General features: G+C 71.1%; 19 protein-coding genes and 2 tRNA genes. 16 read left to right on the top strand and 5 right to left on the bottom strand.

Annotated elements, in window-relative coordinates; translation table 11 throughout:
- Positions 1-92 precede the first annotated feature (92 nt).
- From dnaA to FE374_RS00055, 12 genes are all read left to right on the top strand, one after another.
- Positions 93-1583 (top strand): chromosomal replication initiator protein DnaA, encoded by a 1491-nt coding sequence (gene dnaA / locus FE374_RS00005; protein ID WP_139926676.1) that lies wholly within the window; start codon positions 93-95, stop codon positions 1581-1583.
- A 626-nt stretch (positions 1584-2209) separates the two neighbouring features.
- The gene (dnaN, locus tag FE374_RS00010) at positions 2210-3340 is read left to right on the top strand and encodes a DNA polymerase III subunit beta (protein ID WP_139926677.1); all 1131 of its coding nucleotides are present in this window, start codon (positions 2210-2212) and stop codon (positions 3338-3340) included.
- Between the two features lie 126 nt (positions 3341-3466).
- Positions 3467-4366, top strand: coding sequence for a phosphogluconate dehydrogenase (NAD(+)-dependent, decarboxylating) (gnd, locus tag FE374_RS00015; protein WP_139926678.1), 900 nt, complete (start codon positions 3467-3469; stop codon positions 4364-4366).
- Between the two features lie 137 nt (positions 4367-4503).
- The gene (recF, locus tag FE374_RS00020) at positions 4504-5733 is read left to right on the top strand and encodes a DNA replication/repair protein RecF (RefSeq protein WP_139926679.1); all 1230 of its coding nucleotides are present in this window, start codon (positions 4504-4506) and stop codon (positions 5731-5733) included.
- Positions 5726-6367: a DUF721 domain-containing protein gene (locus FE374_RS19415; protein ID WP_223173593.1), complete on the top strand. Its 642-nt coding sequence runs from the start codon at positions 5726-5728 to the stop codon at positions 6365-6367. The genes recF and FE374_RS19415 overlap by 8 nt, the downstream gene beginning before the upstream one ends.
- Positions 6368-6702: 335 nt before the next feature.
- Positions 6703-8778, top strand: coding sequence for a DNA topoisomerase (ATP-hydrolyzing) subunit B (gene gyrB / locus FE374_RS00030; protein ID WP_269142051.1), 2076 nt, complete (start codon positions 6703-6705; stop codon positions 8776-8778).
- Positions 8779-8910: 132 nt separating this feature from the next.
- On the top strand, positions 8911-11538 hold the full coding sequence (gene gyrA / locus FE374_RS00035) for a DNA gyrase subunit A (RefSeq protein ID WP_230978615.1): 2628 nt from the start codon (positions 8911-8913) through the stop codon (positions 11536-11538).
- Between the two features lie 144 nt (positions 11539-11682).
- On the top strand, positions 11683-12210 hold the full coding sequence (locus FE374_RS00040) for a DUF3566 domain-containing protein (RefSeq protein ID WP_456319106.1): 528 nt from the start codon (positions 11683-11685) through the stop codon (positions 12208-12210).
- Between the two features lie 131 nt (positions 12211-12341).
- A tRNA-Ile gene (locus FE374_RS00045) sits at positions 12342-12415 on the top strand.
- Positions 12416-12467: 52 nt separating this feature from the next.
- A complete protein-coding gene (locus FE374_RS19000) occupies positions 12468-12605 on the top strand; it encodes a DLW-39 family protein (RefSeq protein WP_168205514.1) in 138 nt (45 codons plus the stop codon).
- Between the two features lie 24 nt (positions 12606-12629).
- Positions 12630-12705 (top strand) — tRNA-Ala (locus FE374_RS00050).
- 488 nt (positions 12706-13193) lie between these two features.
- Positions 13194-13667, top strand: coding sequence for a DUF6098 family protein (locus FE374_RS00055; RefSeq protein WP_139926681.1), 474 nt, complete (start codon positions 13194-13196; stop codon positions 13665-13667).
- Positions 13668-13749: 82 nt separating this feature from the next.
- Here FE374_RS00055 and FE374_RS00060 read toward each other — a convergent pair whose 3' ends face one another.
- Positions 13750-14733, bottom strand: a complete 984-nt coding sequence (locus FE374_RS00060; protein ID WP_139926682.1) for a hypothetical protein — start codon at positions 14731-14733, stop codon at positions 13750-13752.
- A 162-nt stretch (positions 14734-14895) separates the two neighbouring features.
- Here FE374_RS00060 and FE374_RS00065 point away from each other — a divergent pair, with 162 nt between their 5' ends.
- Positions 14896-15417: a peptidylprolyl isomerase gene (locus FE374_RS00065; RefSeq protein ID WP_139926683.1), complete on the top strand. Its 522-nt coding sequence runs from the start codon at positions 14896-14898 to the stop codon at positions 15415-15417.
- Positions 15418-15443: 26 nt separating this feature from the next.
- Positions 15444-16295, top strand: a complete 852-nt coding sequence (locus FE374_RS00070) for a rhomboid family intramembrane serine protease (protein WP_139926684.1) — start codon at positions 15444-15446, stop codon at positions 16293-16295.
- Positions 16296-16634: 339 nt separating this feature from the next.
- Here FE374_RS00070 and FE374_RS00075 read toward each other — a convergent pair whose 3' ends face one another.
- On the bottom strand, positions 16635-16886 hold the full coding sequence (locus FE374_RS00075) for a cell division protein CrgA (protein ID WP_139926685.1): 252 nt from the start codon (positions 16884-16886) through the stop codon (positions 16635-16637).
- A gap of 148 nt (positions 16887-17034) precedes the next feature.
- Between FE374_RS00075 and FE374_RS00080 the strand changes: the two genes are divergently transcribed.
- Both FE374_RS00080 and FE374_RS00085 read left to right on the top strand, forming a co-directional pair.
- Complete coding sequence (locus tag FE374_RS00080; RefSeq protein ID WP_139926686.1) at positions 17035-17835, top strand: DUF881 domain-containing protein; 801 nt, start codon at positions 17035-17037, stop codon at positions 17833-17835.
- Positions 17832-18509 carry an aminodeoxychorismate/anthranilate synthase component II gene (locus FE374_RS00085; protein WP_139926687.1) on the top strand — a complete coding sequence of 226 codons (678 nt, stop codon included), beginning with the start codon at positions 17832-17834 and terminating at the stop codon, positions 18507-18509. The genes FE374_RS00080 and FE374_RS00085 overlap by 4 nt, the downstream gene beginning before the upstream one ends.
- A 7-nt stretch (positions 18510-18516) precedes the next feature.
- Here the strand turns inward: FE374_RS00085 and FE374_RS00090 are convergent, their stop codons facing one another.
- From FE374_RS00090 to FE374_RS00100, 3 genes are read right to left on the bottom strand one after another with little or no spacing between them, the layout of a single operon-like run.
- Positions 18517-19113 carry a hypothetical protein gene (locus tag FE374_RS00090; RefSeq protein ID WP_139926688.1) on the bottom strand — a complete coding sequence of 199 codons (597 nt, stop codon included), beginning with the start codon at positions 19111-19113 and terminating at the stop codon, positions 18517-18519.
- A 60-nt stretch (positions 19114-19173) separates the two neighbouring features.
- The gene (gene pknB, locus FE374_RS00095; RefSeq protein ID WP_139926689.1) at positions 19174-21069 is read right to left on the bottom strand and encodes a Stk1 family PASTA domain-containing Ser/Thr kinase; all 1896 of its coding nucleotides are present in this window, start codon (positions 21067-21069) and stop codon (positions 19174-19176) included.
- Complete coding sequence (locus FE374_RS00100; protein WP_139926690.1) at positions 21069-22547, bottom strand: serine/threonine-protein kinase; 1479 nt, start codon at positions 22545-22547, stop codon at positions 21069-21071. Before FE374_RS00100 ends, pknB begins: the two co-directional genes overlap by 1 nt.
- Between the last annotated feature and the right edge of the window lie 7 nt (positions 22548-22554).

The raw sequence follows: 22554 nt of genomic DNA on the forward strand, positions 1-22554 counted from the left end.
ACTTACCCCCAACCTGTGGACAGACGTGTGGATCGGGCCGCGGCGTGCCAGACTCGACGCTCATAATCTGTCTCGTACCAAGGGGATCAGCGTTGCCGGAGAATCAACCGACCACCGAGAGCTGGGCCCGGGCGGTCGAGATCCTCACGACCCGGGGCGAGATCGGGGGCGCCCAGCTGGCGTTCATCCGCATGACCCGGCCGCTCGGCGTCATCGACGGGACCATGCTCCTTGCTGTCCCGAGCGACTTCGCCAAGGACTTCCTTGAGATGCGGGCCCGTGAGCCCATCACGGCTGCCCTGACCGAGGTGGCCGGCTCCCCGGTCCGGTTCGCGGTCACCGTCGACCCGAGCCTGGAGGATGCGCTCAGCCCCGCGGCGCCCGTGACCGCCCCGGTCGAGGGGGTCGTGCCAGAACGGGAGCGAGCGCCGGTCCCCGAGACGGTGCCCGCAGGCCGCTCGGAGCTGGCGGACGACCGCCCGGTCCCGCGGCCACAACGGTCGAGCGCAGACCGGGGCACCTCGGTCGAGGACCAGTCGGGCGACCCGTCACGACTGAACCCCAAGTACACCTTCGAGACGTTCGTGACCGGCTCCTCGAACCGGTTCGCGCACGCGGCCGCCACCGCGGTCGCCGAGGCGCCGGCGAAGGCCTACAACCCGCTGTTCATCTACGGCGGCTCGGGCCTGGGGAAGACGCACCTGCTCCATGCGATCGGCCACTATGCGCGCAACCTGTACCCCGGTATCCGGGTGCGCTACGTGAACTCCGAGGAGTTCACCAACGACTTCATCAACTCGATCCGCGACGACAAGGCGGAGAACTTCCAACGCCGCTACCGCAACGTCGACGTCCTGCTCATCGACGACATCCAGTTCCTCGGTGGTAAGGAGCAGACGGTCGAGGAGTTCTTCCACACCTTCAACACCCTGCACAACGACAACAAGCAGGTGGTCATCACCTCGGACGTCCCGCCCAAGCAGCTCGACGGGTTCGAGGACCGCATGCGGTCACGGTTCGAGTGGGGCCTGCTGACCGACGTCCAACCGCCGGACCTGGAGACGCGCATCGCGATCCTGCGCAAGAAGGCCATCAACGAGAACCTGCAGGCCACCGATGAGGTGCTGGGCTACATCGCCTCGCGCATCTCGACGAACATCCGCGAGCTCGAGGGCGCACTCATCCGGGTCACCGCGTTCGCGAACCTCAACCGGCAGCCGGTCGAGCTGTCCTTGGCGGAGATGGTCCTCAAGGACCTCATCACCGACCCCGAGGGCGAGGAGATCACGCCGTCGCTGATCATGAGCCAGACGGCGAACTACTTCTCCGTCTCCATCGACGCGCTGTGCTCCGCCGACCGTTCCCGGGTCCTCGTCAACGCCCGGCAGATCGCCATGTACCTGTGCCGCGAGCTGACGGACCTCTCACTCCCCAAGATCGGTCAGCTGTTCGGCGGCCGCGACCACACCACGGTCATGCACGCCAACCGCAAGATCCGTGAGCAGATGGCCGAGAAGCGCTCGACCTTCAACCAGGTCACCGAGCTGACCAACCGCATCAAGCAGAACGCCCGGGGCAACTGACGCCGCTGGGCCCACTCACGACGGCGGCACGAGCCTTCCCGGGTTTGGGTACCACTCCCGCGCATGTCCCCGCGCCTGACCACCGGCGCCCAGGCTCTTACGTGGCCCGAGCCCCATTTCGGCGACCGCAGCGGTGGTGCCCCGACGAGCCCCTCGGGCATGCCGGCCGCGCACGCGCGCCCGCCCTCCGTCGCCAGCAAGGCGCGTACACGACGAATGAGCCGAGTTCGCCCGATTCACAACTGTGCATAACCCTGTGGATAGACGTGGACAACCGCCTTCGTCGTGGTGGACAGCCGTACGGGGTCGGTGGACGCCCGTTGGGGGCAAATGACAGATCCACTGCCGGCGCGACTTACCCACAAGCCCGACCACCCGGCCACCCACATCGCTGTCAGCTGCCTGACCTGCGTGAACGACGGTTCTCCACAAGGTCCACAACCGCTATGACGACGACTAACTACTTCATTCAGAGATGGATGTGGACAGCCAACGACACAAAACGTGGTCCAGCTGGCCCGATGAACCACACCGGTGTCGCTTTCCGCTACCGGCCGCTTGATTTCCTGCCGTAGGGTGAGCCTGCGCTTCGTGCGCCCGTCGGAGTTCGAGAGAGGTCATCCATCGTGAAGTTCCGGGTTGAGCGTGACGTCCTGGCTGAGGCTGTCACCTGGACGGCACGTTCGCTGCCTACGCGGCCGCCGGTCCCGGTGCTCGCAGGCGTCCGGCTCGAGGCCGGCAGCGACGGCGTCCTTAACCTCTCCAGCTTCGACTACGAGGTCTCCGCCCGCTCGGAGATCCCTGCAGACGTCGACACCGCGGGCGTCGTGCTCGTCTCCGGCCGCCTCCTCGCCGACATCTGCAAGGCCCTCCCCGGCAAGCCCGTCGACGTCGAGGTGGACGGCACCAAGGTGGTCCTGACCTGCGGCGCGTCACGTTTCACGCTCCTGACGATGCCCGTCGACGACTACCCGGCCTTGCCCGCCATGCCCGAGGTGGCCGGCAGCATCGAGGCCGACGTCCTGACCGAGGCGGTCGCGCAGGTGACGATCGCAGCCAGCCGTGACGAGACGCTGCCGCTGCTCACCGGTGTCCGGATGGAGATCGAGGGCGAGAAGGTGACGCTCCTCGCCACCGACCGGTACCGCCTCGCGATGCGTGAGCTCACCTGGCACCCGGCTTCACCGGCGGTCTCCTCCGTCGCGCTGGTTCGCGCGCGCACCCTCTCCGACGTGGCCAAGTCCATGACCACCGCGGGCGGTGTGGACATGGCGCTTGCCACCGATGCCCCCGCCGCACTCATCGGCTTCGAGGCCGGCGGGCGCCGCACCACGTCCCTGCTGGTGGAGGGCGACTACCCGCCGGTGCGTCGCTTGTTCCCGGAGACCACCACGACCCACGCCGTCGTCAGCACCTCCGCACTGGTCGAGGCGGCGCGGCGCGTCAGCCTCGTGGCGGAGCGGAACACCCCGATCCGGCTGAGCTTCAACGAGGGCCAGGTGGTCCTCGAGGCCGGCCAGGGTGACGACGCCCAGGCTTCCGAGGCGTTGCAGTCGGCACTCACGGGCGAGCCGATCACCACCGCGTTCAACCCGCACTACCTGCTGGACGGCCTCGGGGCCCTGACTACGCCGTTCGTGCGGATGTCCTTCACGCACCCGAGCAAGCCGGCCGTGATGACCGGTCAGGACTCGCTCGAGGGTGAGGACGACCTGGGCTTCCGCTACCTCCTCATGCCGATCCGGTTCGCGGGCTGACATGAGCCCCACCACACTGGGGCACAAACGTCCTGGTGACGATGTTCTCGCCGGTGCGACGGGCCCTTCCCGCCGCATCTGACGTCGAACAGGGGCGGCCGCTGTCCGCCCAGGAAGCGGGCTGTCATGCACATCGGAATGGTCGGACTCGGCCGCATGGGCGGGAACATGGCCGAGCGGCTCCGCGCCGCCGGCATCGACGTCACCGGCTATGACGCCAACCCGGAGAACAGCGATGTCGCCACGCTGGCGGACCTCGGGGCCGCGCTGCCGCAGCCGCGTCGCGTGGTCTGGGTGATGGTCCCGGCCGGTGAGCCGACAGAAGCGGTCCTGACCGAGCTGGCCACGGTGCTGGACGAGGGCGACATCGTGGTCGAGGGCGGAAACTCACACTTCGAGGCGGACCAGGCCAACGCCGCACGGCTGGCCGAACGTGGCATCGGGTACGTCGACGTCGGCGTGTCCGGCGGCATCTGGGGACGCGAGAACGGCTACGGACTCATGGCCGGCGGCTCGGACGCCGACATGGAGACGCTGATGCCGGTCTTCGACGCCCTGCGGCCGGAGGGACCGCGCGAGGAGGGCTTCGTCCACGCCGGCCCGGTGGGGGCCGGCCACTACGCGAAGATGGTCCACAACGGCATCGAGTACGGCCTCATGCAGGCCTACGCCGAGGGCTACGAGCTCCTCGAGGCCCGTGACGACCTCATCGCCGACGTCGGTGCCGTCTTCGCTGCCTGGCAGCGCGGCACCGTGGTGCGGTCCTGGCTGCTCGACCTGATGGTCCGCGCGGTCCAGGAAGACCCGGGCCTGGACGACATCAGCGACTGGGTCGACGACTCCGGCGAGGGCCGGTGGACCATCGAGGAGGCGATCAACAGCGCAGTCCCGGTGCCGGTGATCTCCGCGGCGCTCTTCGCCCGCTTCTCCTCCCGGCAGCCGAGCTCGCCGGCCATGCGGGCGGTGGCCGCACTGCGCCAGCAGTTCGGCGGCCACGCCACCCGCGCCGCCAGGCCGAGCGCCTGACCGGGAACCACCGGATCGAGCAGTCGGTCGGCTGAAGGCCGGAGCTGCGGCGGAACCCGCGCGACGGCGTACCGTGGGCGGGTGCCGCGGCGCCCGCCGGGCGCGGGCGCACCAGAGCTGAGGAGGAAGGGCCGGGCATGTATGTCTCCGACCTGGCCCTCAACGACTTCCGCTCCTACAGCGAGGTGGTCCTCGCACTGGAGCCCGGCGTGACCGCGTTCGTCGGCCAGAACGGTCAGGGGAAGACCAACCTCGTCGAGGCGGTCGCCTATCTGTCCACGTTCTCCAGCCACCGCGTCGCGGCCGACGCCGCGCTGGTGCGCCAGGGCACCGGCGGTGCCGTCATCCGCGCCAAGGTCGTCCACGGCGAGCGGCCCACGCTCGTCGAGCTCGAGATCGTCGCCGGCAAGGCCAACCGGGCCCGGCTCAACCGGTCACCTGCCCGCACCCGCGACGTGCTCGGTGTGGTGCGCACCGTCCTCTTCGCCCCGGAGGACCTCGAGCTCGTCAAGGGGGACCCCTCCCACCGCCGCCGGTTCCTCGACGACCTGGTCGTGCTGCTGGCGCCCCGGCTGGCTGGCGTTCGCGCCGAGTACGACAAGGTGCTGCGCCAGCGCGGGGCGTTGCTGAAGTCCGCCGGTGCGGTGCGCCGTCGCGGGGGGCGCCCGGACCTCAGCACGCTGGACGTGTGGGACGGCCAGCTGGCGGCGGCCGGCGCGCAGATGATCGCAGCCCGCATCCGGCTGGTGAGGGTGCTGCGCCCGTTCGTGGCCGACGCCTACGACCAGGTGAGCGCCGGGCAGGGCGTCGCACGCATCGACTACCGGGCCAGCGTGGACACCGCGGAGGGCACGCCCGAGCTCGCCGCCGCCGACCTGGCCGGCGACGCACCGGCCGCGCAGTCCGCTCGGGCGACCGTCGACGCACGCGAGCAGGCCCTTCTGGACATCCCCGCGCTGACCCAGCGGCTCCTCGCCGCGATGGCCGAGCTGCGCGAGAAGGAGCTCGCCCGCGGCGTCTCCCTCGTCGGACCGCACCGCGACGACCTGGTCCTCTCCCTGGGCACGCTCCCCGCCAAGGGCTACGCCAGCCACGGCGAGTCCTGGTCCTACGCGCTGGCCTTGAAGCTCGCCTCCTACGAGGTGCTCCGGGAGGACGAGACCTCACCGTGGGGTTCCGACGGCGAGCCTGTGCTCATCCTCGACGACGTCTTCGCCGAGCTCGACGTCCGACGGCGTGAGCGGCTCGCCGCGATGGTCTCCGGCGCCCGGCAGGTGCTCATCACCGCCGCCGTGCCCGACGACGTGCCGACCGCGTTGGCCGGTGCCCGTTTCGCCGTCCACGCCGGGGAGGTCACCCGTGGCTGAGCGCCGCCATCCCGAGGAGCGCCCCGACACCGACCCCGCCCCCGACACCGACCCCGCCCTTGACGCCGATGCCGTCGCCCGACTTGCCCTCGAGCGCGCCCGGGAGGCTGCCCGGGCCAGGGGCCACTACCGTGCTCCCCGGCGCCGCCGCGCGGGCCGTGGCGAGCTCCCCGACGTGCCGGGGCCCGCGGACACCGACGAGGCTGCCGCGGCCGGTGGGAGCACATGGCGGCCCGGCCCCGGTCTCGGCTGGGGGATCAGTGGTCCAGGGCCCTCGCGCCGCGACCCCCAGCCCCTCGCCGGCATCGCCGCCCGGCTGATGGCCCAGCACGGGTGGTCCACGTCGGTCGGCGTCGGCGGGGTCGTCGGGCGCTGGCGCGAGGTGGTCGGCGACCAGCTCGCCGACCACTGCGAGGTGGAGACCTTCGAGGAGGGCGAGCTGGTGGTACGTGCGAGCTCGACCGCGTGGGCGACCCAGCTGCGCCTGCTGCTGCCGCAGCTCGAGCGGCGCCTGGCCGAGGAGGTGGGCGAGGGCACGGTCACCAAGATCGTCGTGCTCGGCCCGGGTGGGCCGAGCTGGAAGCACGGGAAGCGATCGGTCCCCGGGCGGGGCCCGCGCGACACCTATGGCTGACCACGCGCCCCCCGCACCCGACCCGTAGCCCGCCTGAACGCCCCACCCCCACGGCGCCGGTTCGTCCGGTTCGCCACTCCCGCGCATTCGTCGGAGACCATCCGTCTGTAACCCGTCGCGTGAGGGACGCCACGCCTGTGGACAGGGCTGTGGATATTCGCGGTTTTCGGCTCAGTCACGGTAGAATCGACCGACCGCCCGCACGGCCCTGTTCATGGCCGCCCGGGATCGAGCGGTGGCCCCGCGCCCCGGCCCCTGGCCGGCCGGTGCAGGAGGTTGCCCCGCGAGAACGAGGAGAGCCTGCAACCGTGGCCGACCACAGTGCTGATGCTGCCGTGAACGACGAAACCATCCCCGCGGTAGGTGTCGCACCGGACGGGCAGGCTTCCCCCCACAACCCCGGCGCCGTCCCCACCACCCAGGAGTACGGGGCCAGCAACATCACCGTCCTGGAGGGGCTCGAGGCGGTACGCAAGCGCCCGGGCATGTACATCGGCTCCACCGGCGAGCGGGGCCTGCACCACCTCGTCTACGAGGTGGTCGACAACTCCGTCGACGAGGCGCTCGCCGGTTACGCCGACACCATCGAGGTCACGCTTCTCGACGACGGCGGTGTGCGCGTGGTCGACAACGGTCGCGGCATCCCGGTCGACATCGTCGAGTCCGAGGGCAAGCCGGCCGTCGAGGTCGTCCTCACCGTGCTGCACGCCGGCGGCAAGTTCGGCGGCGGCGGCTATGCCGTCTCCGGCGGCCTGCACGGCGTCGGCGTCTCGGTGGTCAACGCCCTGTCCCATCGTCTACAGGTGGCCGTGAAGCGGCAGGGGCACGTGTGGCGGATGGGCTTCGTGGACGGTGTGCCCACCGGTGAGCTCGTCCAGGGCGAGGAGACGGACGGCACGGGCACCACGGTGACGTTCTGGGCCAACGAGGACATCTTCGAGACCATCGACTACAACTTCGAGACCCTGCGCACCCGGTTCCAGCAGATGGCCTTCCTCAACAAGGGGCTGCGCATCAGGCTCACCGACGAGCGGTCCGGCGTCACCGACGCCGGGGACGAGATCACCGGTGACGGGCACGGCCCGGCAGACGACGCCCGCACCGGCCACCGCGAGGTCTCGTACATGTACGAAGGTGGCCTGCGGGACTACGTGCACTACCTGAACTCGACCAAGAAGGTGGAGGTCGTCCACCCGGAGGTCATCTATCTGGAGTCCGAGGACACCGAGAGGCGGATCTCCGTCGAGATCGCCCTGCAGTGGACCAACGGCTACTCCGAGTCCGTGCACACCTACGCCAACACCATCAACACCACCGAGGGCGGCACGCACGAGGAGGGCTTCCGTGCCGCGATGACCTCGCTGGTGAACAAGTACGCCCGTGACAAGGGCCTGCTGAAGGAGAAGGACGACAACCTCACCGGCGACGACATCCGGGAGGGCCTGACCGCCGTCATCTCCGTCAAGCTAGGTGAGCCGCAGTTCGAGGGGCAGACGAAGACGAAGCTGGGCAACACCGAGGCACGCACGTTCGTCCAGACCCAGCTCTACGCCAACCTCGGGGACTGGCTCGACGCCCACCCCGGCGAGGCCAAGGACATCATCCGCAAGTCCATGCAGGCCGCGGCCGCCCGCATGGCGGCGCGTAAGGCCCGGGAGGCGACCCGGCGCAAGGGTCTGCTCGAGTCCCTCTCGATGCCCGGCAAGCTGAAGGACTGCTCCAGCCGGGACGCGCGCGTCTCCGAGATCTTCATCGTCGAGGGCGACTCGGCAGGCGGCTCCGCCGTCCAGGGCCGTGACCCCGAGACCCAGGCGATCCTCCCGCTGCGCGGGAAGATCCTCAACGTGGAGAAGGCCCGCCTGGACCGCGCCCTGGGCAACCAGGAGATCCAGGCGCTCATCACCGCCTTCGGCACCGGCATCGGCGAGGAGTTCGACCTCGCCAAGCTGCGGTACTACAAGATCATCCTCATGGCCGACGCCGACGTCGACGGCCAGCACATCTCCACGCTGCTGCTCACGCTGCTGTTCCGGTACATGAAGCCGCTGATCGAGGAGGGCCATGTCTACCTCGCCCAGCCGCCGCTGTACCGGCTGAAGTGGACCAACGCCGCGCACCAGTACGTCTACTCCGACCGGGAGAAGGAGGCCTTCCTCGCCGAGGGCGCCCGGGCCGGCAAGCGGCTGCCCAAGGAGAGCGGGATCCAGCGCTACAAGGGTCTGGGCGAGATGAACGACCAGGAGCTCTGGGAGACCACCATGAACCCGGAGACGCGCACGTTGCGCCAGGTCACCATCGACGACGCCGCCGCCGCGGACGAGACCTTCTCGATCCTCATGGGAGAGGACGTCGAGTCCCGCCGCGGCTTCATCCAGCGCAACGCCCGTGACGTCCGGTTCCTGGACATCTGAGACGGCCAGCTTCACCGTGCGCGGGGCGTGCCCCGTGCGTGCAGACGATGAGAGAGACGAAGGACTGACGTGACGCAGCCACCCGAGGACCACGGTACGGACGCCACCCCCACGACGCCGGACGGCGACGGCGTGATCACCGCGCGCGACCACGTCGAGCGGGTCGACCTGCAGCTGGAGATGCAGCGCTCCTACCTCGACTACGCGATGAGCGTCATCGTCTCGCGCGCCCTGCCGGACGTGCGGGACGGCCTCAAGCCGGTCCACCGCCGCGTGATCTACGCGATGTACGACGGCGGCTACCGGCCGGACTCGAGCTTCTCCAAGTGCTCGCGCGTGGTCGGCGAGGTCATGGGCCAGTACCACCCACACGGCGACACCTCGATCTACGACGCCCTGGTGCGCCTGGTCCAGCCGTGGTCCTTGCGCTACCCGCTCGTGTCCGGGCAGGGCAACTTCGGCTCCCCGGGCAACCTCGGCGCCGCGGCCCCGCGGTACACCGAGTGCAAGATGGCGCCGCTCGCGCTGGAGATGGTCCGCGACATCGACGCCGAGACCGTCGACTTCCAGGACAACTACGACGGGCGCAACCAGGAACCCACCGTCCTGCCCGCCCGCTTCCCCAACCTGCTGGTCAACGGTTCCGAGGGCATCGCCGTCGGCATGGCCACGCGCATCCCCCCGCACAACCTGCGCGAGGTCGCCGAGGGCGTCCAGTGGTTCCTGGAGCACCCCGAAGCCACCAAGGAGGAGCTTCTCGGCGAGCTCATGCTGCGCATCAAGGGGCCCGACTTCCCCACCGGTGCCACCATCCTGGGCCGCAAGGGCATCGAGGACATGTACCGCACCGGCCGCGGGTCCATCACCCAGCGGGCCGTGGTCGAGGTCCAGGAGATCCAGGGCCGGCAGTGCCTCGTCGTGACGGAGCTGCCCTACCAGGTCAACCCGGACCGCCTGAGCGAGAAGATCGTCGACGGCGTGCGTGACGGGCGCATCACCGGCATCGCGGACATCCGCGACGAGTCCTCCGGCCGTAACGGCCAGAAGCTGGTGATCGTCCTCAAGCGTGACGCCGTCGCCAAGGTGGTGCTCAACAACCTCTACAAGCACACCCAGCTGCAGGACAACTTCCCGGCGAACATGCTCGCCCTGGTCGACGGCGTCCCGCGCACCCTCAGCCTCGACGGGTTCGTGCGGCACTGGGTGAACCACCAGGTCGACGTGATCGTCCGGCGCACCCGCTTCAAGCTGCGCAAGGCCGAGGAGCGCATCCACATCCTGCGCGGCCTGCTCAAGGCGCTCGACGCCCTCGACGAGGTCATCGCGTTGATCCGCCGCTCCCCCACGGTCGACGAGGCCCGCCAGGGCCTCATCGCGCTCCTCGAGATCGACGAGGTGCAGGCCGAGGCGATCCTCACCATGCAGCTGCGGCGTCTGGCCGCCCTCGAGCGTCAGAAGATCCTCGACGACTTCCAGGCCCTCGAGGCCGAGATCAGCGGCTACAAGGAGATCCTCGCCTCCCCGCTGCGCCAGCGGGAGATCGTCTCCGAGGAGCTCGCCGCGATCGTCACGAAGTACGGCGACGACCGGCGCACCACGATCCTGCCCTTCGACGGTGACATGTCGATCGAGGACCTCATCCCCGAGGAGAGCGTGGTCGTCACGATCACTCGGGGCGGCTACGCCAAGCGCACCCGGGTGGACAACTATCGCTCCCAGCGCCGCGGAGGCAAGGGCGTGCGCGGTGCACAGCTGCGCGAGGACGACATCGTCGAGCACTTCGGTGTCACGTCCACCCACCGCTGGCTGCTGTTCTTCACCAACCTCGGGCGGGTCTACCGCATCAAGGGCTACGAGCTCCCCGAGGCCGGCCGCGACGCCAAGGGCCAGCATGTGGCCAACCTGCTGGCGTTCCAGCCCGGTGAGACCATCGCCCAGGTCATCTCCCTCAAGGACTACGAGCAGGCGGACTACCTCGTGCTCGCCACGCGGCGTGGCCTGGTCAAGAAGACGCGTCTGAGCGAGTACAACACCAACCGCTCGGGCGGCGTGATCGGCATCAACCTGCGGGAGGACGAGGATGGCACGCCCGACGCCGTCGTCGCCGCGCGCTTGGTCAACGCGGAGGACGACCTGCTGCTCGTCTCCCGCAAGGGCCAGTCGATCCGCTTCACCGCCACCGACGAGGCGCTGCGCCCGATGGGTCGGGCGACCTCCGGCGTCACGGGCATGAAGTTCCGTGAGGACGACGAGCTGCTCGCCATGGACGTCGTCAAGGAGTGGTACCAGAACTCCGCCCTGCTGGTGGTGACCGAGGGCGGCTACGCCAAGCGCACCGCCGTCAGCGAGTACCGGGTCCAGGGCCGCGGCGGGCTCGGCATCAAGGTCGCCAACCTCGTCGAGTCTCGCGGGGACCTGGTGGGTGCGCTGCTCACGGCCCCCGACGACGAGGTGCTCGTCATCATGGAGGGCGGCAAGGTGGTGCGCTCCGCCGTCGCCGAGGTGAACCTCACCGGCCGCAACACCCAGGGCGTGACCTTCGCCCGCCCGGACAAGGGCGACCGGATCATCGCCATCGCCCGCAACGTCGAGCTCAAGGTCGAGAAGGAGGAGCACCTCGTCTCCGGCGAGACCGCCGCCAGCCCCGAGGAGAGCGACACCGGGGCGGACGTGCCGGAGGCCGGGACGGCATCGGGCACGGCGGACACGGTAGCGTCCTCCCAGGACGAGCCCGCCGCCGACGACGGCGCGAACGGCTGATGGAGGAGCTGCATGAGCACGAGCCAGCACGGCACCGGTGAACGGCCGGACGTGACGCCGCCTCCACCCGGACCGGCCGACACGGTGGCCGCCGACGGCGCACCCGGCTTCGCCACCACCTTGCGTCGCAGCTTCACCGACCGGATGTCCGGGCGGCCGGAGGCAACGGCGCAGGGCTTGCCGGCGGGCGCCCCGGCTGGCGCACCGACGGCGGCGCCGCCCGCGGGCAGCACCGCGGGGGGAACCCGGTCGGCGGAGGCGCCCCGGCCGACGGCGTCAGGCGCGGCCCCCGAGGCGGCGGTGCGCGACGTCGGCCCCCGGCGGGTACGGCTCTCGCTCTCCCGGGTCGACCCCTGGTCCGCCATGAAGCTGTCGTTCCTGCTCTCCGTGGCGCTGGGCGTCATGATCGTCGTCGCCGCCGCGGTCGTGTGGTTCGTGCTCGACTCCATGCAGGTCTTCGCGAAGGTCGAGGAGCTGCTCGTCTCGATCGGCTCCGAGAACTTCCTGCAGCTCATGCAGTACGTGGAGTTCGACCGGGTGATGTCGTTCGCCACGATCGTGGGCGTGGTGGACGTGCTCCTGCTGACCGCACTGGGCACCATCGGCGCCTTCCTCTACAACATCGTCGCCGCCCTGGTCGGAGGGCTGCACGTGACCCTGACCGACGACTGACCAGCCGCGGGGAACGGGTCCGGCCCGCGTGAGACTCCTCACGCGCTCGCGCACGAGTTTGGGACCCACGCCCCCTCTGGGTTAATCTTGCTCGGCGCCCACGGACGCGACGGCCCGCTCCTGCGGGTCGGGGGCCTATAGCTCAGTCGGTTAGAGCGCTTCCCTGATAAGGAAGAGGTCGCTGGTTCGAGTCCAGCTAGGCCCACCCAGTACTACCCCGGCACGACCCGTCGGGTCCGAGGATCCAGGAGGACGCCGTGAAGAAGGTATTCCTGCTCGCCACCGCCGCTGCCGCGGGGTACGTCGCCTGGATCAAGATCCGCCAGGACCGCGAGGAGCGCGACCTCTGGGCAGAGGTCACCGACAGCTTCGGCGAGCAGCCCCCACGCGGCTGATCCCACCGCGCGCGGCACGCGCACGGGGCCATGGCGCAATTGGTAGCGCACCTGCTTTGCAAGCAGGGGGTTGCGGGTTCGAGTCCCGCTGGCTCCACCACCGGCTGAGGCCCCTCCCGCACGTTCGGGAGGGGCCCTTTGCCGTTCCCAGGTCCGACCTTCACCGGCGCCCGGGTTGACGACTCCCCCCGGTGCTCCCGCCCCCGTTCGCCGCGGGCTGGTAGTACTTTCCTCAGGCTATCCCTGAGCGAACCACTACCAGCCTCCCCGCGAAGAGCCTCGCTCATCGCGTGAGCCATGCGCCTCGCCGACCGACGTCGACCGGCCTGCCGCACGACAACGCCGATGTCGCCCCTCACCGCCTGCAGGTGACCTGCAGAACGTCCAGCCCTGTGCGAACTGGTGCCGCGACCCGCCTCCGGCGCCTTTGGGGTCCCCAACGGACGAAAGTCCCGTGAGCGACACATGTCACAGGTTACATTTCGATCACGCCAAACGGTTCGCACACGCCCCGTCAGGCTGCACGCCCGGATGGCCCCCTCCCCGCCCGGATCGTGGACCACTCACCCGAACACGTCGGAGGACGCCATGACTGCCAGCACCATCGACCGCCCCACCACCATCGGCCGGAGCGCTCCGACCGATCACCTCGCCCAGCTGCCGACGCTGGGCACCCTCGCCGAGCTGAGCAGCCTGCAGCGTGATCACGACACGCTGTTCTTGCGCATCTCCCCCGACCCGGACACCGACCGGTTGCGCGGGCACCGCGACGGCGAGAGCGGGTTCCTGCTGCCCGGGCTGCCCGCCTGGTCGCTGCGTCCCGAGGAGTGGTGGCCCGCCGGGCCGCGGCTGTGGGCGGCGCGCCAGCTCGTGCGCCACGGCTACCTGCTCTCGGGGGGCAAGGGCAACCGCATGTGGCTCCTGACCGGCGAGGTGGTCGGGCGCAGCGCCGACGGGGAGCCGCTCGTGGCCGGCTGGACGCCGTGGGCCTACCTCGCCTCCGGCGTCCTTGCTGCCGCCGAGAGCCAGTACACCGCATGGCGGTTCCGCTCCGTGTGCTGACGCACGGCATGCGAAGGCCCCCGGACCCGGGCGGGTTCGGGGGCCTTCGCGTGACCCGTTGCCGGGGGGGTCCAGGCGGCTGTCAGGCGCCCGGGTTGGGTGTTCCCGTGGTGCCGGTGGTGCCGGTGGTGCCCGTGCCCGTGCCCGTGCTGGTCGTGCCGGTGCCGGTCGTGCTGGTGGTCGTGCTGCTCGTCCCGGCGCCCGAGGCATTGGCCGCGGCGTCGTCGGCCTGCGTCGCCGCAGCCGTGCCGGCCGACTCGGTGGCGGTCGCCGCGCGCTCGCTGGCGTCCTTTGCCTTCCCGCCCGCTCGACGCACCGTGTCCGCGGCCTTGTGGGCCGTCTCGGAGGCCTTGGCACCGGCGGTGTGCGCCGCGGCGGATGCCTTCTCCTTCGCCGCCTCGGCAGCCGAGCTGACCTTGTGGCCGGCGCCGGCCTTGGGCTCCTTCGCCGGCGAGGTCACGGTGGTGTCCTCCCAGTACTCCTCCGCCCAGGGGTCGTCCACGGGCTGGCTGCGGCGCCACAGCAGGTATGCAGTCCCCGCGGCGGCCGTCCCGACCAGCACCCAGCCGAAGGTCCGGGCGACGCCCCGGCCACCCTTGCTCGGCGGTGCGGCGAGCGCCTTGCGGGCCGCCTCGCGGGCCGCCTCCTTGGCGACCTTCTGGGCCTTGGCGCCCTTGACCCCGCGGGCGCTCATGGCCTGCTCGCCCGCCGCGGCCTCGGCGGCGTCGTGCATCGCCTTCTGCACCCGCGGCAGGTAGTCGTCGACGATCTTCTCGTAGGCGGTGTCGACGGCGGGACGTACCTTGACAGCCGCGGACTCGACCTTGGGGGCGGTGGCCTTGACCGTGTCGTGCCAGGCCTTCTCGGCGCGGGGACCGGCCCATGCGGTCGCGGCCTCGACGCGGGGAGTAGCCCACTCGCGCCCGTGCTCGGCAAGGTTCATCGCCTGCTTCGCCTGGGCATTGATGGCCTGCCTCGCCTGGGCGCCGACGAGTGCGCCGATCCGCGCCCCTTGCATGCGTGCCTTGCGTGTCTCGCTCTCGCTGGCCTTGCTCTTGCGCGACATCTGCTCTCCCTGGTGGTCTCGCCGGACATTCATGGCGGCACGGCCCTGGTCGGCGGCACCGCCACGTCGATCCCCATCTTGCACGCTTTCGGTGACGTGTGCGACGGCTCTCGTGCCTGGGCCAGGCCGCGACGTGTCGGTGGTCCGTGCAAAGATCGAGTCATGGAAGCGACACTGCACACCTCTGCCGGCGACATCATCGTCGAGCTGTACCCGAACCACGCACCCAAGACGGTCAAGAACTTCACCGAGCTGGCCACCGGCGCCCGCACGTGGACGGACCCGTCGACCGGTGAGGAGACCAACCGCCCCCTCTACGACGGCGTGATCTTCCACCGGATCATCCCGAACTTCATGATCCAGGGCGGAGATCCCCTCGGCACCGGGACCGGCGGCCCCGGGTACACCTTCGACGACGAGATCCACCCCGAGCTGAGCTTCACGGAGCCCTACATCCTCGCCATGGCGAACGCGGGCAAGCAGATGGGTAAGGGCACCAACGGCTCCCAGTTCTTCATCACGACCGCGGCGACCACCTGGCTGCAGGGCAAGCACACGATCTTCGGCAAGGTGGTCGACACCGCCTCCCGCGCCGTCGTCGACGCCATCGGAGCCGCCGCGACCGGCCGCAACGACCGCCCCGTGGAGGACATCGTCATCAACTCGGTCACCGTCACCGAGTAGCGAGCAGGACGCGAACGACCGCGACGATGAGCGCACAGATCCCCGAGCAGACCGGCACCGCGGAGGTGCCGGTCTGCCCGCGTCACCCCGGCGTCGTGTCCTACGTACGCTGCCAGCGCTGCGGGCGGCCGGCGTGCGCGCAGTGCCAGCGGCCCGCGGCCGTGGGTATCCAGTGCGTCGACTGCGTACGGGAGGCACAGGCCCGCGTCCCGTCCACCCGCACGGTCTTCGGCGGTCGCGCCCGGCACGGCCGGCCGGTGGTCACGCTGACGATCATCGGGATCTGCGTGGCGGTCTACCTGCTCGTCGCGGTGTTCGGTGGCTCGCTGCAGCAGCACCTGGTCTTCGCCCCGGGCGTCGGAGACGTCCAGCCGTACCGGTTCCTCACCTCGGCGTTCCTCCACGGTGGGGTCCTCCACCTCGCGCTCAACATGTACGCCCTGTGGATCGTCGGGAGCGTGGTGGAACCGGCGCTCGGGCGATGGCGTTACGCCGCGCTCTACCTGCTCTCCGCGCTGGGCGGGTCCGTCGCCGTGCTCCTGCTGGCCAGCCCGGACAACTCCTCCTGGTTCACCGCCGTCGTCGGCGCGTCCGGGGCGGTCTTCGGCCTGTTCGCGGCGATCTTCCTGGTTCTGCGGCGCCTCGGCCGGGACGCGACCCAGATCCTGGTGCTCATCGCCCTCAACTTCGGGCTCGGGTTTGTCGTCGCCGGCATCTCCTGGCAGGCGCACTTGGGCGGTGCCGTGGTGGGGGCGGTGCTTGCGGCGTCCTACGTGTACGCGCCCCAGGAGCGCCGCACCCTGGTCTCCGGCCTGGCCACCGCGGGGATGCTCGCCGTCCTCGTGGTGCTCACCATGCTGAAGTACGCCCTCGCCTGAGTCGCGAGCCGACGACGCAACCGGCGACAAGACGCCTGAATGACACCAGTGTAGTTCTCCACAGGGCCATACACAGATGTGGATGACACCTGTGTAGTTCTCCACAGCGTTGACCACAGGTGGGGATAGCCCTTCGGGAGCCTCTATCCCCAGCGTTCTCCACAGCTGGGGATAGATGACACTGGTGTAGTTCTCCCCAGGTGGTTGCACAGCTGGGGAAAGTCAGCGGCCGGCCTCGTCCCCAGGTGGGGATCGGCGCAAGACCGAAGACACCAACGGACACGAAGGCCCCGGCACCGTCCTCACGGACGGCCCGGGGCCTGCGGACGCAGATGTGGCTCAGCGCCACCGCAACGTCATGAAGAATCCGACCAGCATCACACCGAACCCGATCGCCAGGTTCCAGTTGCCCAGCCCGGGCACCGGCCAGCTGCCCTGCGTGAGGTACGTGACGACGACCCAGACCAGACCCAGCACCATGAGCGTGACCATCGCGGGCGCCCACCAGCTCGGGCTGGGCTTCGCGGCCGCCGCCTGCTGCATCTCGGACCGGGCCGGGGTGTCCTTCTTGCGCTTCTTGGACTCGGGCATCTTTCGTCTCCTCGCGGGTACGGCCCCGGAGGGCACATCACTCGCCGGACCAGGCCGGCGCTCCACGGACGCGCACCGCGGCGCGACCGCCTCCTAGCGTATCGTCGCCAGCGGTAGATCCGGCGGCAACGTCACCAGAGGAGGGGCCATGAGCGTCGGTCCCGCCGCGCCCCACGACGGCGACGCGGCACGCACCGGCCCCCCGTCGCCGCCTGCCGGTCACCGGCCCGTGCCGTCCCGCTCGATCGCCACCGCTGTCGTGGCCGCGCTGGCCGGGCTGCTCTTCGCCACCAACGCCCAGGTATTTGCGGGCGACGAGGACCGCCACCCGCAGAACCTCGAGGACCTCGCCCGCGTCGAGAGCGCTCGGCTGGAGCGGCTCGAGGCCGAGAATGCCGCCCTGCGCGGGGAGGTCCGGGGGTTCCTCGGCGCGGAGGAGAAGGACCCGGAGGCGGGGCCGGCCGGCCGGCTAGCGGCCCAGGCGGCCGGGCAGAGCGCGGCCACCGGACCGGGCCTGATGGTCGAGCTGTGGGACGCCCCCCAGCAGACCGACGGGCTCGCCGCCACCCTGCCGCCCGACTCCCTCGTGGTGCACCAGCAGGACATCGAGGGCGTGATGAACGCCCTGTGGGCCGGCGGCGCCGAGGCGATGACCGTACAGGGGCACCGGGTGGTCTCCACCACGGGGGTGCGGTGCGTGGGCAACGTGCTGCACATCGACGGCAGGACCTACTCCCCGCCGTACGAGATCCAGGCGATCGGCGACCCGGGGATGCTTCGCGACTCGCTCCTGGCAGACCCGCGCGTGCAGGTCTACCTCGACTACGTCGAGGCCGTGGGACTCGGCTGGTCGGTGCGCCCCGCGGAGAAGCTGGCGCTCCCTGCCTACGCCGGCTCCCTCACCCTGACCCACGCGCAGGTCCTCAACGGCCCGGGCAGCGGCGCATGACGCCCGACGTCGCCCCGCCCCGCACGCCTCAGCCCACCGACGGGAGCACCGTGACCGCAGCGAACATCCTCGTTGTCGACAACTACGACAGCTTCGTCTACACGATCGTCGGCTACCTCCAGCAGCTCGGTGCCGCGACCACGGTCGTGCGCAACGACGCGGTGCCGGCCGTGGACGGCTACGACGGCGTCCTTGTCTCCCCGGGGCCGGGCACCCCCAAGGAGGCCGGCGCCTCCCTCGACGTCATCGCGGCCTGCGCCGAGCGCGCCCTGCCGATGCTCGGCGTCTGCCTGGGGCACCAGGCCCTCGGGGAGCTCTTCGGCGGGGTGGTCACCCACGCGCCTGAGCTCATGCACGGCAAGACCTCCGCGGTCGAGCACGCCGGAGCCGGTGTCTTCGCCGGGCTTCCCAGCCCGCTCACCGCCACGCGGTACCACTCGCTCGCCGTCGTGCGCGACACCGTCCCCGCGGAGCTGGAGATCACCGCCACCACCGCCGGCGGGATCGTGATGGGCCTGCGGCACCGGACGCTGCCGTTGCACGGTGTGCAGTTCCACCCCGAGTCGGTCCTCACCGAGGGCGGGCACCGGCTGCTCGCCAACTGGCTGGCGGTCACCGGCGACGACGGCGCCGTCGCCCGCTCCGAGGGCCTCGCCCCGCTCGTCAACCGCTGACGAGAGCTCAGGCCAGGGCACCCAGCCGGGGGCGCAGCACGTCCGCCAGCGACTCGAGATCCATGCCGAGCTCGTCGGAGATGAGCAGCCGCTCGACGCCCAGGTCCCAGTAGTGCTTGCCCGTCGTCGGGACCACCTCGACGACGTAGCGGAACGCGGACGCCGGACGGCCGAGCCGGGCCTCGATCTCCTTGACCAGCGGCAGCATGCCCAGGGTGTGCAGGGCGCTGAACGTGGTCCCCGTGCCCAGCGCACCGGCCTGGGCGCGGCGGACCGACTGCCACCGCAGGGCCGCGGGAAAGAGCGCCACCTGCGCGGCCTGCAGCTCGGGGGTGCCGGCACTGCCGGGGAAGTCCGGCCCGTCGACGCGGACGTCGCGGTCGTCGGGGCGGTGGTCGAGCAGGTCCTCCCACCAGCTCAGCCACTGGGTCTGGGCGGCGCGGCGCTGGCGGGTGTCCCACCGGGCGTCCCAGCGCGGCACGTGGCCGTCCAGCGGTGGGAAGTCCTGCGCCACGTCCAGCCCTGCGGCGTCGCGGAGGTACAGCGCGAGCACGAGGTCCGCGGGGTCGGTGAACACCACCAACCAGCTCGCCGTCTCCACCATGCCGTCACTATGCCGCGACGGCGGCGGCCACGCGAGCAACCGCGCGGGTGGACCCGGAGGTCAGCCCTCGTTGTCTCCGTCGTTGCCGCGCCCGTTCCCCCGGCCGGTGTTGCCGGTGTTGCCGTTGTTGCCGTCGGTGCCGGCGTCCGTCGGCGTGCCGCCGTCGCCGGGTTCGGTCGCCGTGTCGGTCGGCTCCGGGGCCACCGTCTCAGGTGCCTCGGTCGCCACGATGAGAGTGATGGTCTCCCCCCGCTCGACGACACCCGCGGGCCGGGACTGCTCGAGCACGGTCCCGGGCTCGAAGTCGCCGGACGGCGTCGTCTCGATCCGCACCCCGAGGTCGAGCGAGCGCAGCACCTCCGAGGCCGCGTCCTCGGACTGGCCCACCAGCTCGGGCAGGTTGACGTTGGGACTGGCGATCACCAGCGTGACCGCGGTACCGGGTGCGACGGAGGTCTTGGCGGCCGGGTCGGTGCGGATGACGTCGCGGACGTCGACGGAGGCGTCCGCGTTCTCCTCGGTGACCTGACCCACCTCCAGCCCGACGGCCCGCAGGGCGGCCGCGGCCTGGTCCTGGCTCTGCCCGGTGACGTCGGGCACCGCCACCGCGTTGGGGCCGGAGGAGAACGCGACGCTCACGCGCGAACCGACCTCGACCTCCGTGCCCACCGCCGGGTCGGCGGAGACGAACTGCCCCTCCGGGACGGTGTCCGACGGGACGGGATCGAGGATGTTCGGGTTGAGCTGCGCCTCGGTCAACGCGGTGCGGACCCCGTTCTGGTCCAGGCCGGCCAGCTCGGGCACCGCCGTGGTGGCGGCCGGCGTCGGCGTCTCGTCGGTGGGGTTGAGCAGCATCCACGTGATGCCCGCGGCGGCGGCGACGGCGATGACGGCCAGCAGCCACACCCACCACCGGGACTTGCGCCGCTCCTCGGGCTCGACGGTGCCGGTCGCCGCGGAGGTCGTCGTCGGGGCGCCGGCGGTGGCCGGGCCCATCATGCGGGTGGCGGTCGCCGCCTGCATCGGGGTGGTCACCGCGGTGGCCGCCGCGGCGCCCGCCAGGCCCCAGGCCGCCACCGTGGGGGCCTCGACGTGGCCGCCGCGAACGGCGGCCAGCAGGTCGGCCCGCATGTGGGCGGCGTCGGCGTAGCGGTCCTCACGGTCCTTGGCCAGCGATTTGAGGACCACGCGGTCCAGGGACTCCGGCACGTCCGGGGTGATGGCCGACGGCGCGCGGGGCGTCTCGCTGACGTGCTGGTAGGCGACGGCAACCGCCGAGTCACCCTGGAAGGGCGGCTGGCCGGTGAGCAGCTCGAAGAGCAGGCAGCCCGTGGAGTACAGGTCGGAGCGGGCGTCGACGACCTCCCCGCGCGCCTGCTCCGGGGAGAGGTACTGCGCGGTGCCGACGACGGCGTGGGTCTGGGTCATCGTCGCGGCGGAGTCCGCCATCGCGCGGGCGATGCCGAAGTCCATGACCTTCACCGCACCGGTCGGGGTGAGCATGATGTTCCCGGGCTTGATGTCCCGGTGGACGATGCCCTCGCGGTGGGAGTACTCCAGGGCCGAGAGGACCCCGACGACGATCTCGACGGCCTCGTCGATCGGGAGCGGGTCACCGCCGGAGAGCAGCGACCGTACGGTGTGGCCCTCCACGTACTCCATGACGATGAACGGCACGGTGGTGGTGTTGCCGCTTGCGCTGACCACGTGCTCCTCGCCGGTGTCGTACACCGAGACGATCGAGGGGTGGTTCAGGGCCGCCGCGGACTGGGCCTCCCGCCGGAACCTGGCCTGGAAGGTGGGGTCCTTGGCGAGGTCGGAGCGCAGCACCTTGATTGCCACGGTCCGCGAGAGTCGGTTGTCGTACCCGATGTGCACCTCAGCCATTCCGCCACGGCCGATCAGCTCGCCCACTTCGTAGCGGCCGGCAAGAACACGGGGGATCTCGTCCACCACTAGTCGTCGTCCTTCACAGTTGTCGAGGAATCAGGAACCGCAGGCGCGTGGCCCGCGGAAGAGCTGTCGGCGGGGTTCAGACTACCCAGCGCCACCCCCACCAGGAGGGCGAGGACCACCAGCACGACCATCATCGTGGCGAGCCACACGCGGTCGGCGGCGAGCTCGGCCCAGCGGGGCAACCGCCAGCCGCGACGTGTCATTCCGGTGAGCGGCGCCCGGGACTGACCGGTCCGGGCGGGTACGGCAGGGCTCGGCGGCGCGGCGGTGACCACCGCGGTGCGGGCGCTGCGGGGGGCCGAGCCGGCTGTGCCGGCGCGTCCCGGTGAGCCCGCCCGCCTGGGTGGCTCGACACGGCCGGCGTCGGCGCCCCGGTCGAGTGAGGTGACTGGGCCGGGTGCGGCTGGGGAGACCGTGGAGCGGGCGGGTGCGGTGACGACGGCCGTCCGCGGCACGACCGCAACGACCGGAAGCGGTTCCCGCGCGTCCGCGGCGTGCCGGGCGCGGACCGACTGCTGGTCGCTGTCGGACCTGTTACGGCCGGGCTGGTCACGGTGCAGCGAGCGGCGGGTGGGCAGGGCCGGGACGCCGGGGTCGGTGACCGACCCGTGCGAGCGTGATGCGGTCGCGGACCCGTCCGAGGGGGTGTCGACGGCCGTGAGCTCGTCCAGCGCGGCCTCCAGCTCCAGCGCGCACGCCCGGGCGGAGGCCGGCCGGTCGGCGGGGTCCTTGGCGAGCATGCGTTCGACGACGGCGCGCACGGGTGTGGGCACGGTCCCGGGCAGCGGCGGCAGCGGGGTGTTGACGTGCGCGAACGCGATGTCCACCTGGGTGCTGCCGGTGTACGGCCGGTGGCCCACCAGGCACTCGTAGGCCACGATGCCGAGGGCGTAGACGTCACCGGCCGCCGTCGCCGCCCGGCCCATGGCCTGCTCGGGCGGGAGGTACTGGGCGGTGCCCATGACCATCCCGGCGGCCGTCATCGGTGCCTGGTTAGTGGCGAGGGAGATGCCGAAGTCGGTGACCTTGACCTCCCCGCACGGGGTGAGGATGAGGTTGGCCGGTTTGACGTCGCGGTGGACCACCCCGGAGGTGTGCACCGCGTGCAGGCCGTGGCAGGCCTGGACGAGGATCGGCAGCAGCGCGCGCGGCGTGAGGGTCCCCTCCCGCTCGAGCCGGTCCGCCAGCGTCTCACCCGGGACCAGCTCCATGATCAGGTATCCCGAGCCCGCCTGCTCGCCGTGGTCGAGCAGCTCGGCGAGGTTCGGATGGCGCAGCCCGGCGGAGTTGTGGGCCTCGGTGCGCAGCCGGCTGAGGAAGAGCTCGTCACCCACGAGCTCGGTGCGCAGCACCTTGGCGGCGACGGTCCGGCCCAGGCGGCGGTCCCGGGCCTTCCACACCTCGCCCATGCCGCCGACCGCGATCCGCTCGGTGAGCTCGTAGCGCCCCCCGAGCAGCAACCCGGTCCGCGGCCTCATCGCTCGT

Origin of the sequence: Georgenia yuyongxinii, assembly GCF_006352065.1 — a bacterium.
Taxonomy (GTDB): domain Bacteria; phylum Actinomycetota; class Actinomycetes; order Actinomycetales; family Actinomycetaceae; genus Georgenia; species Georgenia yuyongxinii.